Here is a 21,582-nt window from a genome sequence, read left to right on the forward strand (position 1 = left end):
CTAATCTACAATAATCCTGAAGGGATATTTTAGACCTTTATAGGCATCAAGATCTGCATCTAGAGATCCTACCGCCAGGTTGGCTTCAATTTTTAAAGGCACTTTGTTTTTATCGTCGCTTACCCAAAAAGTAAGGCTCTCTTTCTCTTTAAAAACTCTACCTGCCATTACATAAGGCCTAAACTTGAGCGCGTTAACCTTACCAAACTTTGTTTTTATGGTTTCCCGTCCTAAAAACTTCACCTTAAAATCCATATTTTCATCATCTATGAAAAGATTTAGATGAACTTCATAACCGGGCTCTAGCGCCTCCTCATTTATGTTGCTGCGAATATAGTAAAATGCCGACAACATATCATGGATATTTTCCTTTGTAGAATAGGTCTTTTTCTTATTATGCTTTTTATCATGAACATAGGCAGTATTCGACTTTTGATCGAAATCAATCTCTAAATCTTTAGTATGCCCACCTTCATCTATTTTACGGATAAATTTTAATGGTTGTCCTGTTTTGCGATCTATGTAAGTTTGGTAATTATCATCTACTTTAAAGAACCAATGCATCATTCCGGTAGATTTTCCCGTTCCAACAATATGGTAAACGGGCGTACCGCTTAAATAATCTTCATTTACCTGAAGTTCTGCATAACTGGCATTAAAGGGACCGTAATGAATTCTAAATTTGAACCACTCCCCAGCATCATAAGCAGTTTGGGCCTCATGTGATGAAAGTGCAATAAAAAAGAGGAATATCGTAATTGTAAGTTTTTTAATCATCGGTTTAGATTTGAAGTAGTTTCATTTTTGAAAGACTAACTTTTTTGAAATTTACAATTACTATTCCAAAAGTATCAAAACAAAAAACCCCATCAAATTAATGATGAGGTTTTTTGTCTTATTAACCAACTAAAACTTAAATTATGAAAAAACAAATTTGGTAACCACTCCAAAAATGCGAGCGCAAAATTCTGCAATTTCTTCCGTTAAAAAAAACCAAAAATAAACTTTAACTAAATCATTGATTTTTAAATAAAGAAGAAGCTATTTAATTTCCTATAAATCAATATTTTTCGATTAATTTAGCGTTCCTCTTAAATCTTGCTCTCTTTCTATTGCTTCAAAAAGAGCCTTAAAGTTACCTTTACCAAAAGATTGCGCTCCTTTTCTCTGGATTATTTCAAAAAACATCGTGGGTCGATCCAATACTGGTTTTGTAAAAATCTGCAGTAAATAACCTTCGTCATCTCTATCAATAAGCACCCCTAATTCCTTTAATGGCGCTAGTTCTTCATCGATTTCACCAACTCGCTCTAACACATCATCATAGTAAGTTTCTGGAACATACAGAAATTCTACTCCACGGTCACGCAAAGCTGTTACGGTTTCAATAATATTATCTGTAGCTAATGCGATATGCTGTACTCCCGCACCATTATAAAAATCGATATATTCTTCGATTTGGGACTTCTTTTTTCCTTCCGCAGGTTCGTTAATTGGAAATTTAATGCGACCATTCCCATTACTCATTACCTTACTCATTAAAGCGGTATAATCTGTAGAGATATCTTTATCATCAAAACTAACCATCTGTGCAAATCCCATCACTTTTGCATAAAATTCGCACCATTTATTCATCTCGTTCCAACCTACATTCCCCACCATGTGATCGATATATTTTAAGCCAGTTTCTGGAGATTGGGCTAGCGGAGCATACGTTCTATAACCAGGCATAAAAGGCCCTTTATAAGCGTTTCTTTCGATAAAAAGATGCACTGTTTCACCATACGTATGAATTCCAGAAAGCACTACTTTACCATGATCATCTTCTAATTCATAAGGTTCAACATAGCTTTCAGCGCCTCTCTTGGTGGTTTCCTTATAACTTTTTCTCGCATCATCTACCCAAAGCGCTACAAACTTAACTCCGTCCCCATGTTTATCGATATGCGCATTTATTTCTCCGGAAGGCTGTAAAGGAGATGTTAGTACAATCCTTATCTTTCCCTGTTGCAAAACATAAGAAACACTATCCTTCCTTCCGGTTTCTAAACCAGAATACGCCACCGGCTGGAATCCCCAGGCATGCTGATAATAATAAGCGGCCTGTTTAGCATTCCCAACATAGAGTTCTACAAAATCTGTCCCTAAGATGGGAAGAAAATCTTCGGCTTCAGGAATTACTTTTTCTAATTGTAGGGATGAATTATCTTTAGACATAATCTTAATATTCGTTATTTTTTAAATGTTTTCTATTTGTCCTCGTCTTCTAGCCAGGATCTATAATAGGTCTCATCAGCAATAGCAATCGCATCTTCGGTAAGTTTTAAAGGCTTAAACGTATCTACCATTACTGCTAATTCTTCGGTTTCGGTTTTACCGATACTTCTTTCTACAGCTCCCGGATGCGGCCCATGTGGGATTCCGGCAGGATGCAGAGAAATATGCCCTGCTTCAATATCATTTCTGCTCATAAAATCGCCATCTACATAATAGAGAACCTCATCACTATCAATATTACTATGGCTGTAAGGTGCAGGAATGCTTTCTGGATGATAATCGTATTTACGCGGGCAAAAACTACAAACTACAAAGGCATCGGTTTCAAAAGTTTGATGCACCGGTGGCGGTTGGTGAATTCTACCTGTAATTGGTTCAAAATCGTGAATTGAAAACGCATAAGGATAATTATAACCGTCGTAACCTACCACATCAAAAGGATGCGAAGCATAAATAGTATCAAAAATTTCTTCCTGCTTTTTAATTTTGATTAAAAAATCACCTTTTTCATTATTTGTTTCGAGTTCATAAGGCTGTCTTAGGTCACGTTCGCAAAATGGAGAATGCTCTAATAGTTGCCCAAACCAGTTTCTGTATCTTTTTGGCGTGTAGATTGGTCGCCTGGATTCTACGATAAATAATCGGTTATTTTCATCTTCAAAATCCAATTTATAAATCGTTCCGCGAGGGATAAGCAGATAATCGCCATACTTAAAATCAAGATTCCCTAAATGCGTTCTTAATTTTCCGCTTCCTTTATGAATAAATAATAACTCGTCACTATCGGCATTTTTATAAAAATAATTATCGGTAGATTTTTGTGGCGCTGCTAGAATAATATTTACATCACTATTGGTTAAAATCACCTTTCTACTTTCCACATAATCTTGTTCTGGCTGAACACGAAAACCTTTTAGTCGATACGACTTCAAATTATTTTCTTTTGAAATTAAAGGTTTTACGCTACAACTTTTTTTTACTTCCTTAACCTGCGTAGGTCGCTGCTCGTGGTAAGAAATCGAAGACATCCCGTCAAATCCAATAGTACCAAAAACTTGTTCGTAATAAAGGTTTCCGTCTGGCTTCTTAAAAATCGTATGTCTTTTATGAGGAACCTTACCTAACTTATGATAAAAAGGCATAATTAAATATTTAATTAAACTGCTTTCTTGATAGCTAAAATTAAAAAATCATCAACTTATTTGAATATAAATTGATTATTGATAAATTTAAACAAAAAAGCACTAATATTTCTTAAATGAAACGTAAATCTAAAAATCAATACCTTAATTAGCATGTAAGGTTTTTTGCTAAATTCCGAATAACATAAGAAGATTTTGAACATGAAGCGCGATTTAAAAATTGGAATATTAGATCAATCAGTGGTAAGAACCAATGCAACTCCAAGAGCTGCGGTTCAGGAAACTATCGATACCGCTGTTTTTGCAGATAATTTAGGTTTTCATCGTTTTTGGATTTCTGAACATCATAATTCTAAATTTATCGCTGGATCTACTCCAGAGGTTTTGTTGGCAAGATTAGGTGCCGAAACGTCTAAAATAAGACTTGGGAGCGGAGGAATAATGCTTCCTAATTACAGTTCTTTAAAAGTAGCCGAAAATTTTAGAATGTTAGAAGCTCTATATCCCGGTAGAATTGATCTTGGAATGGGACGTGCGCCAGGAGGCGATCACACCAGTACGAGCCTGTTAAATCCTTCGAATACTTTTCAGAAAGAAGATTATATAAGTCAGCTTAAGCATATCAATCAATTTTTTAAAGATGATGCTAGCGTAAATTCAGAGTCTATTTACGCCATGCCGCAAGTGGAAACAACACCGCAACAGTGGATTTTAAGCAGTAGCGGTGACAGTGCGAAAATAGCGGCAGATCTCGGATTAAATCTGGCGGTGGCAAAATTTATAAACGGGAGTATTTCTCCTGGCGTAGTAGAGAACTATCGCAAAAATTTTATCCCTACTGAAAACAAGCCCGAACCTAAGGTTTTAGTTTCATCTTTTGTAATGTGTGGCGAAACGGAAGAAGAAGCAAACCAGATGCGAAAGTATATCGATTATATTTTATTGCAGTTTGATAAAGGTAATTATCAAGAACTGCCTGCTTTTGAAGATATTAAAAATCACAATTTCACATCATTCGAAAAACAGCGATTACATTATAATGCCGGCAGAATAATATCCGGTACTCCAGATCGCGTTCAGGAAAAAATTAGCAGCCTTGCTAGCGATTTTGACGTTGATGAAGTAATGATCTCTACAATGAGTTTTAGTAAAGATTTGCGTTTTAGAAGCTTTGAGCTCGTTGCAGAAGCTTTTAATATGATTAATGTTGAAGTGTAATTCACTTAGAGTGTTTAAACCTGGCTATTAAAATTAGAGTCAAAAAAGCCAAAGTATAAGCAAGCATATCCAACCAATCGAAAGAAGAACCCAAAATCATAGTTGTGGCTATGGTTCTTTTTATTTTTAGAAGCTTTAAGATGTTTATATACTGCAACAATTCGATGGTGTAAGCTAAAAATAATACGAATATGGCGAGCTTTATTCTGGAGGTTTCTAAAAAGGATAGAAAGAAATAATAGATTAAAAACACTACAATATAATCGCCTAGCACATTTCTTATAAAACCGCCATTTACAAAGCTTGCGATTAAAATCTCTAAAGCAAACAGCATCGCTGCGATTAGCAAATATTTTCTCGAAATTCTGACTAAAACCAAAATCCTAAGCTAAAAAACCACTGCGACGAATTCACTTCAGGAGAGTAGGAATATTTCACTTCCATAGGCCCCAAAAAGGTTTCTATACCGTAACCTAAAGCATAACCGGTATAATCTGGCAACGACAACCAGTTTCCGGTAGAAAATAAATCTTCCTCTACATTAGCAATATTAGCACTTAAAGTAACATGATTATTTTTAAAAAGCTCCACATCAACTTCAGCCAGACTTTTTATGTAGCTGTCTGCACCTATACTTAGATAATCATAACCGTAAAACGGTACCATATTATTAATAAAATTATTTCCGTAGCCGCCTAAAAGAAAATCTAAGGTTTGCTGATCGCCCTTTCCTATTTTAAATCCTGCTTCAGAAAATAAACGAAAACTAACATTAGTGATTGGCGTAAACACATAACCAATTTTTCCCTTAGCAATCGAAAACTCGGTGAAATTGTCTGCAGATGAGAAGGGATAAATATGAAAATCTCCATTAAAATAAACTCCTTTTTTGGGATAATATTTGTTATCGAAAGAATCATATTTTAGATATCCAAAAGCGCTGTAATAATCGTTATTTTCAAACTCGGTTCCTTGGACATCTACTTCTGTCTCACTATTAATAGTTTCTGAAGATACTTTAATATACTTATGCTCGGCACCAATCCCCAAAGACGCAACCTGCTTAAAAAGTGTTTCTACATAAAACTGATTGGTAATATCCTTAAGATCGATATCAATTTTATTAATATTTAATTGTTGCTGAGATATATCATCCTGAATAAGACTGTAATTAACCCCGGTATCGAAAGTATTAAAACGCGACTTTATACCAATACTCCAATAATATCCCTTATCGATGTAATATTGAAAGTTATACCGAAGGTTTTCTCCAACAATTAAATCCATTGAAGTCACATCGTTAGTGAAAATCGAACTTTTCCGCGTTAAATTTACCAGCGCCGCACTTTTATAAAGATCATCATAATGCAGGGCAAGCTTTAAATACGTTTTATTTTCACTTTCATCTAAACTAATATTCAAGGCATACGATTCATCTTCTTCTGGACTTAAAAAATAATTTATTTTGTCGAAGTTTCCAGAAGCCGATAAGAAATCGATACTAGAATTAATTTCTGAAAGACTATAATTACCAGGGGTTTGCAATCGCAAGCGTCCTAAAATAAAAGAGCGGGGATAATTGGTATTTCCTGCAAGATCAACCCGGCTTAGTTTTAGCGAATCTAAAGGCTTTCGTTTGAAAGATTGATGATGTGTTCCTTGCTTTTCAGCCAATGCTCGTAGGGCATCAACTTGTTTTTCGCCTGCAACTCTACCAGAATCAATAATAGCTTTTCCTTCTTCAAAAGATAAAATTGAAAATTTACCAATATCGGGACGAATATAGATATCGGTCTTCGGAATTTTATGCTTCATATCGTTAATCGTCCTGAAGTTACTTACTTGTGTAAAAATATCGAACGCACCTTTTAAGTCCTTACGATTCATTAAAGAATCCTGAACATCCACCCCAATAATAACATCGGCACCACGTCTTCGTAATTCTTCAACCGGATAATTATTCACTACTCCGCCATCTATCAACAATCGATCATTAATTTTCACAGGAGCAATTAAAGAAGGTATAGAGCCACTTGCTGCCACAGATTTTGCGAGGGATCCTTTATCTAAAATCACCTCTTCACCGGTTTCAATATCGGTAGCAACGCAAAAAAATGGAATGGGTAATTTAGAAAAATCGGTTTTATTGTTCAGATGAACGGTTAAGCCAGACATCAAATTATAAATATTTTGACCTTTACTTAAACCGGAAGGAAAACCGACCTTAAAATTATCAAAAGGAAGCGTTAGCGCATACCGTTCGGTATTTTCTTTTTCGTAGAAAGTCATTGCTGTTCTGGGAATCTCGTCCTGAATTAGCAAATTAAAATTGGTATGATTTACAATAGAATCTAACTCGGCCGCGGTATATCCAGAAGCATACAAACCACCAACAATTGCCCCCATACTGGTGCCGGCTATATAATCGATATGCACACCAGCTTCTTCTATTACCTTTAAAGCCCCTATATGAGCCAAACCTTTTGCGCCTCCTCCACTCAACACTAGCCCTACTTTTAATTTTTCTTCTTGAGAAAAACTTAAAAGTGAACTACACAATAATAGAATACAGAGGACTTTTTTCATTTAATCTGATGGTTCTGCGTGATAATAGTCGTAAACAATTTTGGCTTTAGCACTTCCCACAACATCGGCCAGTGATTTCTCTGAAGCTTCTTTAACTCGTTTTAAAGACCTGAAACTTTTAAGAAGCTCTACCACCGTTTTTTCCCCAATTCCTTTTATAGATTCAAGCTCTGTATTTAACGCAGCTTTACTTCTTTTATTTCGGTGAAAGGTGATTCCGAATCTATGGGCTTCATCTCTTAGTTGCTGAATAATCTTTAAGGTTTCCGATCTTTTATCCAAATACAGCGGAATTGGATCGCCAGGATAAAATAGTTCTTCTAAACGTTTAGCAATACCTACAATGGCAATCTTACCTCGCAAGCCTAAAGTTTCTAAAGCCTTTACGCCACTGCGAAGTTGTCCTTTCCCTCCATCGACAATAATTAATTGCGGTAATTCTTCATCTTCATTCAACAAACGCTTGTAGCGTCTATAAACTACCTCTTCCATCGATGCGAAATCATCGGGACCTTCAACAGTTTTGATATTAAATTTACGATAATCTTTTTTACTTGGTTTACCGTTTTTAAAAACAACGCAAGCTGCTACCGGATTAGTTCCCTGTATGTTAGAGTTATCAAAACACTCGATATGCCTTGGCTCTACATTTAGTCGAAGATCTTCCTTCATTTGTGCCATGATACGATTTACATGGCGATCTGGATCGACAATCTTCATTTGCTTAAACCGTTCCTGACGGAAATATTTGGCATTTCGCTCTGATAATTCTACTATTTTACGTTTATCGCCAAGTTTTGGCACGGTTACTTTTACATCGTCCCAGGAATCAAGTTTAAAAGGTACGTATATTTCAGGCGATTTCGAATTAAAACGCTGCCTTATTTCAGTAATACCAAGCTCAAGCAATTCTTCATCGGTTTCATCTAACTTTTTCTTCATCTCTATAGTATGCGAACGGATAATCGATCCATGCATTAATTGAAGAAAATTCACATAGCCATAGCCTTCATCACTTATTACAGAGAATACATCTACATTATTGATCTTTGGGTTTACCACCGTAGACCTGGATTGATAGCCTTCTAAAACATCGATCTTATTTTTTATTCGTTGCGCATCTTCAAATTCCATATTTTCAGCATGCTCCTGCATTTGTTCTCTAAATTGATTTAGCGAATCTTTAAAATTCCCTTTTACAATTTGCCTAATATGATCGATATTTCGGTTATATTCTGCTTCGCCCTGATAACCTTCGCATGGGCCTTTACAGTTTCCCAAATGATATTCTAAACAAACTTTAAATTTGTTTTCTCTAATCTTATCTTCAGCAAGGTCGTAATTGCAGGTACGTAATTTATAAAGCCCTTTTATTAAATCGAGTAAGGTATTTACGGTTTTAAAACTGGTAAAAGGTCCGTAATATTCACTACCATCTTTTATAAGTCTTCTAGTTGGAAATACTCTTGGAAAACGCTCATTTTTAATACAGATCCAGGGATAAGTTTTATCATCTTTCAGCATCACATTAAACCGCGGCTGAAGCTTTTTAATTAGATTGTTTTCTAATAATAATGCATCGGTTTCCGACGAAACTACTATATGCCTAATCTCATTAATCTTTTTTACCATCACGCCAATACGATGACTATCATGGCGTTTGGTAAAATAAGAAGTTACTCGCTTTTTTAGATTTTTGGCTTTACCTACATAAAGAATCTTCCCGTTCTTATCGAAATATTGATACACGCCGGGACTGTTAGGCAAAGTTTTTAATTGTACATCTAGAGAAGGTGTTTCCATCACTTCAAATTTAAAATATCTTTTGGGGGTATTTCGAAAAAAATTAGCTAAAATTTGTCGTAATTTGGCCTTCTTACTTATTTTTTTAGTTCAGTAAGAATACAGAAATTCGAAGTTTTAAAAGTATTTTATAATTCAGTAAAATCTGAAAACATTTATTTTGGCTATCTTGTGTATATGGGCGAAAACAAAAAAACAATTATTGGTCGTTTTGATAAAGCCGATTTCCCAATTTTGGATTTAGAGCAAATTTCGGTAAAAATAGATACAGGTGCCTATACTTCATCTATTCATTGCGACGAGATTATCGAAAAAGATGAAGTTTTGCATTGTAAATTTCTTGATGATGAACATGAATCGTACAATGGTAAAGAATTCACTTTTAAAGATTATGAAATTATTTATGTTAGAAGCAGCAACGGCATCATCCAAAAGCGTTATCAGATTGAATCTAAGATAAAGCTTTTTAATAAAGTTTATAAAATTTCACTTTCTTTGTCGTCACGCCAGGAAATGCGTTTCCCTGTTCTTTTAGGGCGAAAATTTTTAAGCAATAAATTTATTGTAGATCCACAATTAATCGATTTATCCTTTAACCAGCAACACCAAAACGATGAACATTAAAATCCTTTCCAGAAACTCACAACTTTATTCCACAAAACGGCTAATTGAAGCCGCACAGAAACGTAAACACACAGTAGAGGTCGTAGATCCACTAAAGTGTGACATCGTGATTGAAAGGAGAAACCCAAATATTTATTATAAGGGTAACTATATAAAAGATGTAGATGCGATTATCCCTAGAATAGGCTCCTCGGTTACTTTTTATGGTACTGCTGTGGTTCGCCAATTCGAGATGATGGGAGCTTTTACGACTACAGATAGCGAAGCTTTAGTAAGAAGCCGGGATAAATTAAGAAGTTTACAAGTACTTTCTCGTGCTAAAATTGGCCTTCCTAAAACAGTATTTACAAATTACTCGAGAGATGTTTCCGGTGTTATCAGTCAGGTTGGAGGACCACCATTGGTAATTAAACTATTAGAAGGAACACAAGGTGTTGGTGTTGTTCTTGCTGAAACTAAAAATGCAGCAGAATCTGTTATTGAAGCATTTAACGGTTTACAGGCTCGTGTGATCGTCCAGGAATTTATTAAAGAAGCAAAAGGTGCAGATATTAGAGCATTTGTGGTAGACGGTCATGTAGTTGGTGCAATGAAGCGTCAAGGAAAGGAAGGAGAATTCCGTTCTAACCTTCACCGAGGCGGTAGCGCAGAATCTATAGAACTTAGTGATGACGAAGAAATTGCAGCGGTAAAAGCTACAAAAGCAATGGGACTTGGAGTTGCCGGTGTAGATATGCTACAAAGTTCACGCGGGCCATTAATTCTTGAAGTTAATTCTTCTCCAGGTTTAGAAGGGATCGAAAAAGCTACAGGGAAAGATATTGCCAAAACCATCATTAGATATATCGAAAAACACGCCTAATTTTTTTATGCCTCAAATCACAAAAGATAACGTCCTGGAAATTCTGGGCAAAAAGATTTTACCCGGCAAAAGCGCTACGATTAATCTTAACATGGCAAAACTCTATACGACAACATCGGTAGAAGTTCCTGTGATTATCGAGCGATCCAAAAACCCGGGGCCTGTGGTTTTAATTACTGCCGGAATCCATGGTGACGAATTGAATGGCGTTGAAGTGGTAAGACAACTCATAAGCAAAGAAATTAACAAACCTAAATGCGGCACAACCATTTGTATACCTGTAGTAAACGTATTTGGTTTTTTAAATATGGCGAGAGAATTTCCTGATGGTCGGGATCTTAACCGAATGTTTCCGGGAACCAAAAATGGTTCGTTAGCCGGAAGGTTTGCATTTCAATTTGTACAAGAAATTTTACCGATTGCAGATTTCTGTTTAGATTTTCACACAGGAGGCGCCAGTAGATTTAATGTAGCTCAAATTCGAGTAAAAAAAGGCGACAAAAAGAGTATAGAACTTGCTAATATCTTTAAAGCACCATTTACTGTGGTTTCCACGACGATTACCAAGTCGTATCGCGAAACTTGCTCAAAAATGGGAATCCCTATCTTACTTTTTGAAGGTGGTAAATCACAGGATAGTAATAAAGAAATTGCAAGACACGGTGTTGAAGGTACAATGAGAATTCTTAATCACCTTGACATGCTAAAGCCTAAATTTGATCTACCAGATGCTCATGCCGAATCAATTTTAATTGAAAACACTTCATGGATGCGCGCTAAATACAGCGGACTTTTACATCTAAAAGTTCCCTGTGGTAAGCATGTTGAAAAAGGAGAATATATAGGTACTATCACCGATCCCTACGGAAAGTTTAGACATAAAATTAAATCCCGTAGCCAGGGCTACATCATTAACGTTAACGAAGCCCCAATCGTTTATCAGGGAGATGCTATTTTCCACATCTCATCTTTATCAAAAAATATAGATGAATAAGCACCAGTTACGTAAAAAATACAAAGCCTTACGATTAAAACTTTCTACGGAAGTTATTGAAGAACTCAGTTTAGAAATTGCCAATAATTTGCTGAAATTAGACATCTGGGAGAACGAATTTTACCATTTGTTTTTAAGCATTGCTGAACAAATGGAAGTTGACACCGAATTCATCTTACATATTCTACAAGGAAAAGATAAGAATGTGGTGATTCCCAGAACTGATATTGAGCAAAATGCGCTAATTAATTATTTACTTACCGACACCACCAAAATCCAGAAAAATCGCTGGAACATCCCTGAACCTGTCGATGGAATTGAAATCGCTCCAGATAATATAGACGTTGTTTTTGTGCCGTTACTAGCGTTTGATAAAACAGGACATCGCATTGGCTACGGAAAAGGCTATTACGATACGTTTTTGAGTTCCTGCAAACCCAATGTTATTAAAATCGGCCTTTCTTTTTATGAAGCTGAAGATGCTTTTGAAGATGTCTACTCTAGTGACATTCCGCTTGATTACTGCGTTACTCCCAAGCAGGTTTATAAGTTTTAGAGCGTAGAATATAGACCGTTTCGCTTTTAGACTGTAGAAAATAGACTTTCTTATTAATGTTTAATTCTTAAGTCATAATTTTGAATGAAGTCCCTTTTAATGACAATTTTCTTCGCCCGCAGCAAAGAAACGGAGATATCCCAATTTTTTCCAGATAGGAATACAATTAAAGGTAACAGCTGTAAACCGTAAACTTAACTACTCCTTCTCTTCTTTCGGGAAAGCTCTTTTATTAAAAAGCAGCAACAAAACTACACCAATACTTATCGAAGAATCTGCAATATTAAAAACAGGCTCGAAAAAAGTAAAAAATTTGCCACCCCAAAACGGAATCCAATCTGGTAAATAGCCTTCATATAAAGGAAAATAGAGCATATCTACCACCTTTCCGTGGAAAAGTGTCCCGTAGCCTCCTCCTTCAGGTAAAAAGGTCGCTATTTTATTATAGCTATCGCTAAAAGTAATTCCGTAGAAAACAGAATCGATGATATTTCCAAATGCACCGGCAAAAATTAAAGCAATAGAAGTAATCAAAATTCGGCTTCCATTCTTTTTAATAGAATCCACCAGCCAATAACCTATTCCAAAAATTGCTACTAATCTAAATAAAGTAAGCGCCAGTTTGCCGTATTGACCGGGAATTTTGGTTCCCCAGGCCATTCCTTCGTTTTCAACAAACAAAATTCTAAACCAATCTAAAACTTTTACTTCTTCACCAAGCATAAAGTTGGTTTTGATATAAATCTTAGAAACCTGATCGATTAAAAGAACAATAAATATAATTAAGCCTGCTTTCTTTAAAGACATTTCTTTTTTTGTTAAAAACGCACCAAAAATAGTAATTATTTAGTTTTTTGCACGCTTATATCTCCATTAATAGAAGTTAATTTAATTTGGTGCATTCCAGATAAGTGTTGATCGACAAAAACTTCTCCATTCCTACTTTTAGCCGTAACTTTTCCGGAAGCCACCTGTGCTGTAATATCTCCTTTATAGGTATTAACCGTGCAGTTACCATCGAAGTTTTTTAAAATACAATATCCTCGTTGAAGATTAGCTGTTAAACTTTCAAATTTGCCTTTAATAATTATCGAAGCTGAATTTGAATTTATAGTCATTATTTTTCCCTCCGGAATATAAATATCAACTTCAAAAGAAAATACTTTGTGCGCACTAAGCTTATCAAAACCTCCAACTAAGCGCTCTGGATATTGACTCTCTAAAATCAAAATTCCGTTATCTAGCTTTGTCTTCAGCTGAATATTATTAAAATATTCTCCTTCAGAATGTGTATTGAATTTTACCGTTTCTCGATTTTCACTATAAATATTGATTTTAAAAACCTCGTCGGCATCAAAAACAATCTCATTAAAATCTGAACTTAGAATGTTTTGCGTATCTCTTTGTGCGAAAAGCTCGCTATGATTAGCAAAAATACATAGCGCTATTAAAACAAAATATTTCTGCAAATTGTTCATCAATTATAAGACAACAAAAAACGCTCCTAAAATTAAGGAGCGTTGGCTGTTTATCTTAAAGTAAGATTATTTCTGCATATTTTTAGCTTCAATACTTAGTGTAGCATGAGGAACAAGCTTTAATCTTTCCTTGTTAATCAACTTTCCGGTTACACGGCAAATACCATAAGTTTTATTCTCTATACGCGTTAATGCGTTTTTAAGATCTCTTATGAATTTCTCCTGACGAATGGCTAATTGAGAATTTGCCTCTTTGCTCATCGTTTCGCTACCTTCCTCGAATGCCTTAAATGTTGGTGAGGTATCATCTGTACCATTATTACCATCATTTTTATACGCATTTTGATAGATTTCTAGTTGTTCCTTAGCTTTGGCAATTTTGCCTTGAATTAGCTGCTTAAATTCAGCCAGGTCTGCGTCGCTAAAACGCTCTTTTACATCACTTGACATAGGCTCAGTTTTTTGTGATTAATAATTTAGTAGTAACATCATCAAATTCAACATCTACTCCATCGTTTACTACTTCTGCAAGTTCGAGTGCTGCAGTTAAAGTTTCAGTTTTGATATAGGTTAAATTTTCATTGACAGCATCCTCGACAATCCCGTCTTTCTTTATGGTTACATTTATAGTATCGGTCACCTCAAATCCACTATCTTTTCTCATATTTTGGATTCGATTAATCAATTCTCTGGCAACACCTTCTTTCTTTAATTCTTCAGAAATATTTACATCTAAGGCTACTGTTATATTTCCACTAGAGGCCACTAACCAACCTTCGATATCTTGTGAACTTATTTCCACTTCACTGGCGTCCAAAGTAATCAATTCTCCATTTACTTCAACATCTATTTTACCTTCTTTTTCAATAGTGGCAATATCATCGGCTTGAAGTTGATTAATTTTAGCAACCACGTGCTTCATTTCCTTTCCGAAACGAGGTCCTAAAACACGGAAATTCGGTTTTATTTGTTTTACCAAAATGCCTGAAGCATCATCGATAAGCTCCACTTCTTTTACATTCACTTCAGATTTAATTAAATCCTGAACGGCTAGAATTTCTTCTCCCTGTTGCTGATCTAAAATCGGAATCATGATGCGTTGCAGTGGTTGCCTTACCTTGATCATTTCTTTTTTACGAAGTGAAAGTACCAAACTTGAAATTGTTTGTGCTTTTTCCATCTTACGTTCTAAAGATTTGTCTACAAACTTCTCGTCGTAAACCGGGAACAAAGAAGTGTGAACCGACTCGTAATTTTCTTTATTAGTAGTGCTATTTAAATCTTTATATAATGCATCCATAAAGAATGGCGCTACAGGAGCACCTAGCTTGGCTACAGTTTCAAGACAAGTATATAAGGTTTGGTATGCTGAAATTTTATCTTGCTCGTAATCGCCTTTCCAGAATCTTCTACGGCTTAAACGCACAAACCAGTTACTTAAGTTTTCCTGAACAAATTCTGAAATGGCTCTGGTTGCTCTGGTTGGCTCGTATTCTGCATAAAATTTATCAACTTTTGCAATAAGTGTATGTAATTCTGAAAGAATCCAACGATCGATTTCAGGACGTTCTGCTAACGGAACATCAGCTTCAGCATAGGTGAAGTTATCAATATTTGCATACAGCGTAAAGAATGAATAGGTATTATATAGTGTACCGAAGAATTTACGGCTTACTTCTCCTATTCCTTCGATATCAAACTTTAAATTATCCCACGGATTCGCATTAGCAATCATGTACCACCGTGTAGCATCTGGCCCGTAAGCAGCCAAAGTTTCGAACGGATCTACTGCGTTACCCAAACGCTTAGACATTTTCTGTCCGTTTTTGTCTAAAACGAGTCCGTTTGAAACTACATTTTTATACGCAACATCATCAAAAGTCATAGTTGCTATTGCATGTAAAGTATAGAACCAACCACGGGTTTGATCGACACCTTCAGCAATAAAATCGGCTTTACGCCAGTCTTTCTCTACTTTCTCTTTATTCTCGAATGGGTAGTGCCATTGCGCATAAGGCATAGAACCAGAATCGAACCAAACATCGATTAGATCGGCTTCACGCTTCATTGGTTTTCCAGATTCAGAAACCAACGTAATCGTATCTACCACATTTTTATGAAGATCTACATTAGCGTAGTTTTCTTCACTCATATCGCCAATTTTAAAATCAGCAAAAATATCCTTGTCCATCACTCCTGCTTCAACAGCTTTTGTGATTTCAATTTTTAATTCTTCAACAGAGCCAATGATCTTTTCTTCTCTACCATCTTCGGTTCTCCAAATTGGTAACGGAATTCCCCAATATCGGCTTCGAGACAAGTTCCAGTCGTTCGCATTGGCTAACCAGTTTCCAAAACGACCTTCTCCGGTAGATTTTGGTTTCCAGTTAATTCCGGTATTTAGCTCGTGCATACGATCTTTAACATCGGTCACTTTAATAAACCAGGAATCTAACGGATAATATAAAATTGGCTTATCGGTACGCCAACAGTTTGGATAACTGTGCACATATTTTTCAACCTTAAAAGCTCTGTTTTCTTCCTTCAGCTTAATAGCGATTTCTACATCTACAGATTTTTCAGGTGCTTCACCATCGCCGTAATATTCATTCTTCACATATTTACCAGCAAATTCGCCCATTTCTGGTCTAAATTTTCCTTGTAAATCAACTAGCGGGACTAGATTATCATTATCATCTTTCACCAACATTGGTGGCACTGCAGGAGTTGCTTGTTTGGCAACCATAGCATCATCTGCACCAAAAGTCGGTGCGGTATGTACAATACCGGTACCATCTTCTGTAGTTACAAAATCACCAGCAATTACACGGAATGCATTTTCTGGATTTTCATAAGGCAGCGCGTATGGCAATAGTTGCTCATATTCGATTCCTACTAGATCTTTTCCTAAGTAAGTTTCGCCAATTAAAAAAGGGATTTTCTTATCGCCTTCTTTGTAAGCTTTAAGTTTTTCTTCACTTTCTACCTGCTTAAACTTCTTATCGAATTGTTTAGCCACAAGCGGTTTACCCACCAAAATAGTAATAGGCTCGAACGTATATTGATTATACGTTTTTACCGCTACATATTCAATTTTTGGGCCTACAGTAAGCGCGGTGTTACTAGGAAGCGTCCATGGAGTGGTTGTCCAGGCAATTAAGAATACCTCTTCTGCATACTCTTTTAATCCTGCCGGAAGTGTTTCTTTTTTAGATTTAAACATTGCGGTTACCGTAGTATCCGAAACATCCTGATAGGTTCCCGGCTGATTAAGCTCGTGAGAACTTAAACCCGTACCTGCTTTTGGTGAATATGGCTGAATGGTATAGCCTTTATAAATATGACCTTTGTTATAGATCTCTTTTAGCAGGTACCAAACCGTCTCCATATATTTTGGCTTGTAGGTGATATAAGGATCGTCCATATCTACCCAATACCCCATTTTTTCGGTAAGGTCGTTCCACACATCGGTGTAGCGCATTACCGCATTTTTACAAGCTTCGTTATATTGCTCTACACTAATTTTAGTGCCTATATCTTCTTTGGTGATTCCAAGTTCCTTTTCTACGCCAAGCTCTACCGGAAGACCATGAGTATCCCAACCTGCTTTACGTTTAACTTGAAATCCTTTTTGAGTTTTATAGCGACAAAAAATATCCTTAATTGCTCTTGCCATCACGTGGTGAATCCCCGGCAATCCGTTTGCCGATGGCGGGCCTTCAAAAAACACAAATGGCTTTTCACCCTCACGTGAAGTTATACTCTTTTCAAATATTTGGTTTTCTTTCCAATATTTTAATGTCTCCTCTGCAACTTTTGGTAAGTCAAGTCCTTTATATTCAGGGAACTTTGTGCTCATTTCCTCAAAATTTCTAATGATGTGCGAAAATAAGGAATTTTGCTAAAACAGCGGTCGGTATCTGCTTAAATTACCCATTCTTAGGAATTTTAATGTAATGGTAAAACCGAATTAAAGAAAACGTAATATTTATATAGGTTTTTTCTTTTGTTTTGAAAATAGTTTGCGGCGGGTGTTTAATGGTTTGCAGAGATTCTAGCCTTTAGCTTTGATTAAAGAATTAAGCATAAGAATCTAGATTCTTGAATCTTCGGTGACATTCTTTTAAAATTCTAAATTCTGACGAAAATTTAGTTCTTGATACAATTGCTTCTAAATTCGCAATCACTCGAAGTGATAGGTTTTTCCATTTTAGCATTCGGAATTCAATATAAAAATGTTTACTTTTTCTGGTCTCCAACATCTAAAAATGTAGCGCTCTAAATCCTTTATTGCTTTAAAGCTTTTAAATCGATTTTCTGGAACCAGTTTTCACCATCGATATTTAACTTTTTCGTTTCTAAAAGGTAGCGTTCTGTTTTCATATTTTCTCGAATTGCTTTTCTCATTTCAGCATTTACATCCATGATATAGCCCATATCAAGATCTTTATCCCCAAAGATTCTAAATATAATCTGTTGATCTATCTTAAAAGGTTGATTCCTTAAAATCTCAGACACCTGCTTTTGTACATTTTGAAAAGAGGTTTTTGCTTCTTCTACATAAATAGTTTTATTCGAATCTATAAATACATTCAAGTAAAAAGTATTACTATTCTCCGTATTAGATTGAGCCTTTGTTATAATTGCGAACCCTAAAAAACATAGTAAGATGTAAAATTTATTAGCCATAACTCCCAATAGTTTTAAAGTCTTCCAATAAATCTATTTTCCTTAACTCCTCTTACTATCCACACTCTAAAGACCTGAATTTATTAAAATTCAGAGTTTTTTTAGAACAGTTAGCGAACTAATAAAAAAAATAGTTTATTGAAACGGGTATTTATTGTTAAATTACTAATATAATCATTTAAACTAACAAGTTAGTTTAAATCTAAAAAATTAACGGTATTGCCTAAAACTTAATTTAAAACCTAAACCTAGCTGAAATAATTAAATTTCGCCCGGCAGCTGCAATTCCAGAACTATACGTTCGGTAACGCTGATCGGTAATATTTTCGACTGAAGCAGTGAGCAACCAGTTTTCATCTAAATCGTACTGCCCGGTTAAATTTAAAGTATACCAAGATGGCGAATATGGATTTCCATTCGCATCGACCGTATACAAATAGGCTTTTCCCTGCTCTGAAGTTGCTAAATCTTTATAACTGATCTCTCCGTTATATTGCGCAAAAAGATCGAGCTTTACTTTCTTTTTATGCCAGATGAAATGCGTATTCCCAAATAGTGGGGCAGCATGTCTTAAAGGTGCTACCGAGCCATCATCCAATTCTTCCTCTCCTTCGGTGATAGAAATTTTTGAAGCCAGTCTTAAAGCCACTGAAAAATCGACCTCAATATTTCCTTCAACTCCATAAACATGAGCATTAGATGCATTTTGGATGGCCTGGATGTTGCTTGCTTCACCCTGATAGTCGATCTCTGTTTGCCCGTTCAAATTAAAATCACGGCGTACCATCGCATCTTCCAACCAAGTATAAAAACCTGCAAAACCAAAACGGATATTTTCAGCCGGCGACCAATTCACTCCAATTTCAGCATTATAAGCATACTCGGGTTTTAGGTTGGGATTAGGTACTACCACTGAGCCTGGCTCAGAATCAAAAATCTTCCCAACATCATCAATATTTGGTGCTCTAAAGGCAGTAGATGCATTTACACGCCATTGCAAGTATTGATTTTGTTTCCAGTTAATTCCGGCGCTGGCTGTCAATGCCCCCGTATTGATATCGGCATCCCTAAACGGAAAATCATATAGATTTTCATCGAATTTCGCATTTAATAAAATATGATTATATCGTAAACCCGACTGGAAATTTAGATCTTCCTGAATTTGCCATTGATACGTTGCATACGCTGCCAAAGATTTCCAATTGGAATTATCTGGATATCGGGAAGCAGTTTGTTGTTCTACGACAGAGTTTATATTTTCCTGAAAACCTTCAGATTTTACCTGATTATTTACATATTCTAGTCCGTAAAACAATTTGCTGCCTTCAAAAGCTTTTTCGAAATCAAGATTCGCCGAATAAGCGCCTACATTTTCTTCAGTATTAAATAAAATTTCCGAACCAAAATCACGATCGTGGCGACTTTCTTCAAAAAACTGATATGCCAGCATAAATTGCGCTTTATCATAAAGTTCACCATTGCCTTTTTTATTGATTTTAAAATCGCCTAAAAACCATCGCTGCGGCCCATAATGCCACTCGGCTGCCCGTAACTGCCCATTTCTTCTTCGGTACAAACGATCATATCTTGGATAATCTGAAGTTTCACTGTAAATAAGCCCTAAGTTGAAATTCCAGGTTTCATTGGGCATATATTTCACTTTTTCTAGCAAGCTAAGCTGCGTATATCCGGTTGGTTTTTGAATTAATGGATCGTCGTTTTGCAAAATCACATCTTTATCATTTTCTCTTACCGCATATTCTGGCCTTAAATAAGAATCGGGGCCATGCTCTCCCATTTTTAGATCACCAAAATCGGAATAGGAAACCGAGGTTTGAAATGCCCAATTTCGTCTTCCAACATTAACATCTGCATGCAAAGTTTGCTCATTATTTGCTGATGAATATCTTCCGTAGAAATTACCACTAACCGAAGTTTCCGCTCCAAACGAAAATCGAGGTTTTAGCGTATAAAAATTCATCACACCGCCAATTGCATCACTTCCATAAACTACCGATCCCGGACCCAAAATAACTTCAGACCTTTCGATTGCCAAAGGATCGATGTTGATCACATTTTGCAGGTTTCCGCTTCTAAAAATGGCGGTATTCATTCGCACTCCATCTACAGAAATTAAGACGCGATTGGTCGCGAAACCACGAATCATTGGACTCCCGCCGCCTAACTGACTTTTTTGTACAAAAACCTGCCCGGTGCTTTCTAAAAGATCTGCGGAAGTTTGTGGGCTGTTTAATAAAACGTCTTCTTTGTCTATGCTGACTATTTTCTGCGGAATTTCATCTTTTTTAAGCTGAAATTTTGCTACGGAAAGCACTACCTGATCGAGCTTATTCTGGTCTTCCTTAAGATAAACGATCTGATCTTTGATTTCAGACTTTATAATTTCAAATAATTGATGCGAAACATGCTGAAAAAAAAGGACTTCAGAAGTATCGAATTTTGATATATCGGCGCGACCTTCAAAATTACTAAAACTGGTTTTGGCCTTTTCAGCATTAAAAATAATGACATCGCTTAACGGCTCCTCTGTAGCGCTATCGAGAACAATGATATGTTGAGAAAATAAATTTCCGCTTAAAAAAATAAAGAAGAAAAAGACTAAAAAACGCATTAATTAAAGATTTCGTTGAGTACGGTTAGAGATTTTGGCTTTCTAAATCCTTCGATATGCAACTCGTAATACAACACCAACATTTTTAAAAAATCAGATCGCTGCTCGCCCGTTAATTTTATCTGCTGCATATCATTAAAGCTCACATTTAAAAATGCTCGCAAAATATCAAGATTTTCGCCTTCTATGCAATATTCATTGGTTTTAACAGATTCAAAGGTTCCTTCCAGCAAATTAAAAAATGGCTGCTCTGTATTTAAATCGTCTGGCTGAAAACCTAAAAATCCAGATAATTTCAGCAAAAACATTATATGAAAATTAGCAATCTTATCGTGCAAATCAAGCCAACTAAAGGCGGTTTCCAAAAAGTGATATAATGCAGGATTAGCTTCTTCTTCTCTAATTGCACTTTTTAAAATTTCAGCAATAAACATCACCAAACTTGCTTTGATCATGTTAGTGTGTAACGAATTATACGTGTTTATAACCTTAGCATCTTTTAGATACTCTAAGGTGCCTTTATTCTTGTGGCTCGCGACGATGTCGAGCTGAGTTAGCAACTGAAATTGACTGGCTTTAAATTTCCCTTTTTTCGATTTTAAAATTCCGCGTAGCATATAGGTGCGCAACCCACTTTCTAAAGAATACAGGTTTACAATAAGATCTGCTTCCCCATATTTTAGCGCGCTAATTACAATTGCTTTAGAATTTACGATCATCG

At 35.9% G+C, this 21,582-nt stretch carries 18 protein-coding genes; 5 read left to right on the forward strand and 13 right to left on the reverse strand.

All coding sequences use genetic code 11. From position 1 onward, the window contains the following. The 3 genes from PBT91_RS16800 to PBT91_RS16810 form a co-directional block, all read right to left on the reverse strand. On the reverse strand, window positions 1-777 hold the full coding sequence (locus tag PBT91_RS16800) for a DUF3108 domain-containing protein (RefSeq protein WP_270059613.1): 777 nt from the start codon (window positions 775-777) through the stop codon (window positions 1-3). A gap of 297 nt (window positions 778-1,074) precedes the next feature. Next, window positions 1,075-2,217 carry a 4-hydroxyphenylpyruvate dioxygenase gene (gene hppD, locus PBT91_RS16805; RefSeq protein WP_270059614.1) on the reverse strand — a complete coding sequence of 381 codons (1,143 nt, stop codon included), beginning with the start codon at window positions 2,215-2,217 and terminating at the stop codon, window positions 1,075-1,077. A 32-nt stretch (window positions 2,218-2,249) separates the two neighbouring features. Then, a complete protein-coding gene (locus PBT91_RS16810; protein WP_270059615.1) occupies window positions 2,250-3,419 on the reverse strand; it encodes a homogentisate 1,2-dioxygenase in 1,170 nt (389 codons plus the stop codon). Window positions 3,420-3,620: 201 nt separating this feature from the next. Between PBT91_RS16810 and PBT91_RS16815 the strand changes: the two genes are divergently transcribed. Next, window positions 3,621-4,637: an LLM class flavin-dependent oxidoreductase gene (locus PBT91_RS16815; protein WP_270059616.1), complete on the forward strand. Its 1,017-nt coding sequence runs from the start codon at window positions 3,621-3,623 to the stop codon at window positions 4,635-4,637. Between the two features lies 1 nt (window position 4,638). Here PBT91_RS16815 and PBT91_RS16820 read toward each other — a convergent pair whose 3' ends face one another. From PBT91_RS16820 to uvrC, 3 genes are read right to left on the reverse strand one after another with little or no spacing between them, the layout of a single operon-like run. Next, on the reverse strand, window positions 4,639-4,971 hold the full coding sequence (locus tag PBT91_RS16820) for a ribosomal maturation YjgA family protein (protein WP_270059617.1): 333 nt from the start codon (window positions 4,969-4,971) through the stop codon (window positions 4,639-4,641). Window positions 4,972-5,006: 35 nt separating this feature from the next. Beyond that, window positions 5,007-7,223 (reverse strand): patatin-like phospholipase family protein, encoded by a 2,217-nt coding sequence (locus PBT91_RS16825; RefSeq protein ID WP_270059618.1) that lies wholly within the window; start codon window positions 7,221-7,223, stop codon window positions 5,007-5,009. After that, window positions 7,224-9,026, reverse strand: a complete 1,803-nt coding sequence (uvrC, locus tag PBT91_RS16830) for an excinuclease ABC subunit UvrC (RefSeq protein WP_270059619.1) — start codon at window positions 9,024-9,026, stop codon at window positions 7,224-7,226. A gap of 177 nt (window positions 9,027-9,203) precedes the next feature. On the opposite strand from uvrC, the gene PBT91_RS16835 reads away from it, so the two are divergent. Genes PBT91_RS16835 through PBT91_RS16850 form a run of 4 tightly spaced genes read left to right on the forward strand, consistent with a single transcriptional unit; the run spans window position 9,204 to window position 12,062 of the window. After that, window positions 9,204-9,650: an ATP-dependent zinc protease family protein gene (locus PBT91_RS16835; protein WP_270059620.1), complete on the forward strand. Its 447-nt coding sequence runs from the start codon at window positions 9,204-9,206 to the stop codon at window positions 9,648-9,650. After that, a complete protein-coding gene (rimK, locus tag PBT91_RS16840) occupies window positions 9,640-10,512 on the forward strand; it encodes a 30S ribosomal protein S6--L-glutamate ligase (protein WP_270059621.1) in 873 nt (290 codons plus the stop codon). The genes PBT91_RS16835 and rimK overlap by 11 nt, the downstream gene beginning before the upstream one ends. A gap of 7 nt (window positions 10,513-10,519) precedes the next feature. Next, the gene (locus PBT91_RS16845) at window positions 10,520-11,506 is read left to right on the forward strand and encodes a succinylglutamate desuccinylase/aspartoacylase family protein (protein ID WP_270059622.1); all 987 of its coding nucleotides are present in this window, start codon (window positions 10,520-10,522) and stop codon (window positions 11,504-11,506) included. Further along, window positions 11,499-12,062, forward strand: coding sequence for a 5-formyltetrahydrofolate cyclo-ligase (locus PBT91_RS16850; RefSeq protein ID WP_270059623.1), 564 nt, complete (start codon window positions 11,499-11,501; stop codon window positions 12,060-12,062). The genes PBT91_RS16845 and PBT91_RS16850 overlap by 8 nt, the downstream gene beginning before the upstream one ends. 198 nt (window positions 12,063-12,260) lie before the next feature. Here the strand turns inward: PBT91_RS16850 and PBT91_RS16855 are convergent, their stop codons facing one another. The 7 genes from PBT91_RS16855 to recO all read right to left on the reverse strand — a co-directional run bounded on the left by PBT91_RS16855 (window position 12,261) and on the right by recO (window position 21,580). Further along, window positions 12,261-12,869, reverse strand: coding sequence for a lipoprotein signal peptidase (locus PBT91_RS16855; RefSeq protein ID WP_270059624.1), 609 nt, complete (start codon window positions 12,867-12,869; stop codon window positions 12,261-12,263). A 35-nt stretch (window positions 12,870-12,904) separates the two neighbouring features. Further along, window positions 12,905-13,540: a DUF4097 family beta strand repeat-containing protein gene (locus PBT91_RS16860; RefSeq protein WP_270059625.1), complete on the reverse strand. Its 636-nt coding sequence runs from the start codon at window positions 13,538-13,540 to the stop codon at window positions 12,905-12,907. A 66-nt stretch (window positions 13,541-13,606) separates the two neighbouring features. Continuing rightward, the gene (locus PBT91_RS16865; protein WP_270059626.1) at window positions 13,607-13,990 is read right to left on the reverse strand and encodes a TraR/DksA family transcriptional regulator; all 384 of its coding nucleotides are present in this window, start codon (window positions 13,988-13,990) and stop codon (window positions 13,607-13,609) included. A 4-nt stretch (window positions 13,991-13,994) separates the two neighbouring features. After that, the gene (ileS, locus tag PBT91_RS16870; protein WP_270059627.1) at window positions 13,995-17,399 is read right to left on the reverse strand and encodes an isoleucine--tRNA ligase; all 3,405 of its coding nucleotides are present in this window, start codon (window positions 17,397-17,399) and stop codon (window positions 13,995-13,997) included. Window positions 17,400-17,827: 428 nt separating this feature from the next. Then, a complete protein-coding gene (locus PBT91_RS16875; protein ID WP_270059628.1) occupies window positions 17,828-18,229 on the reverse strand; it encodes an ExbD/TolR family protein in 402 nt (133 codons plus the stop codon). Window positions 18,230-18,464: 235 nt separating this feature from the next. Then, window positions 18,465-20,861 carry a TonB-dependent receptor plug domain-containing protein gene (locus tag PBT91_RS16880; protein WP_270059629.1) on the reverse strand — a complete coding sequence of 799 codons (2,397 nt, stop codon included), beginning with the start codon at window positions 20,859-20,861 and terminating at the stop codon, window positions 18,465-18,467. Then, complete coding sequence (recO, locus tag PBT91_RS16885) at window positions 20,861-21,580, reverse strand: DNA repair protein RecO (RefSeq protein WP_270059630.1); 720 nt, start codon at window positions 21,578-21,580, stop codon at window positions 20,861-20,863. Before recO ends, PBT91_RS16880 begins: the two co-directional genes overlap by 1 nt. Window positions 21,581-21,582 lie beyond the last annotated feature (2 nt).

Origin of the sequence: Zunongwangia sp. HGR-M22 (assembly GCF_027594425.1) — a bacterium.
In the GTDB taxonomy this organism is placed as follows: Bacteria; Bacteroidota; Bacteroidia; order Flavobacteriales; family Flavobacteriaceae; genus Zunongwangia.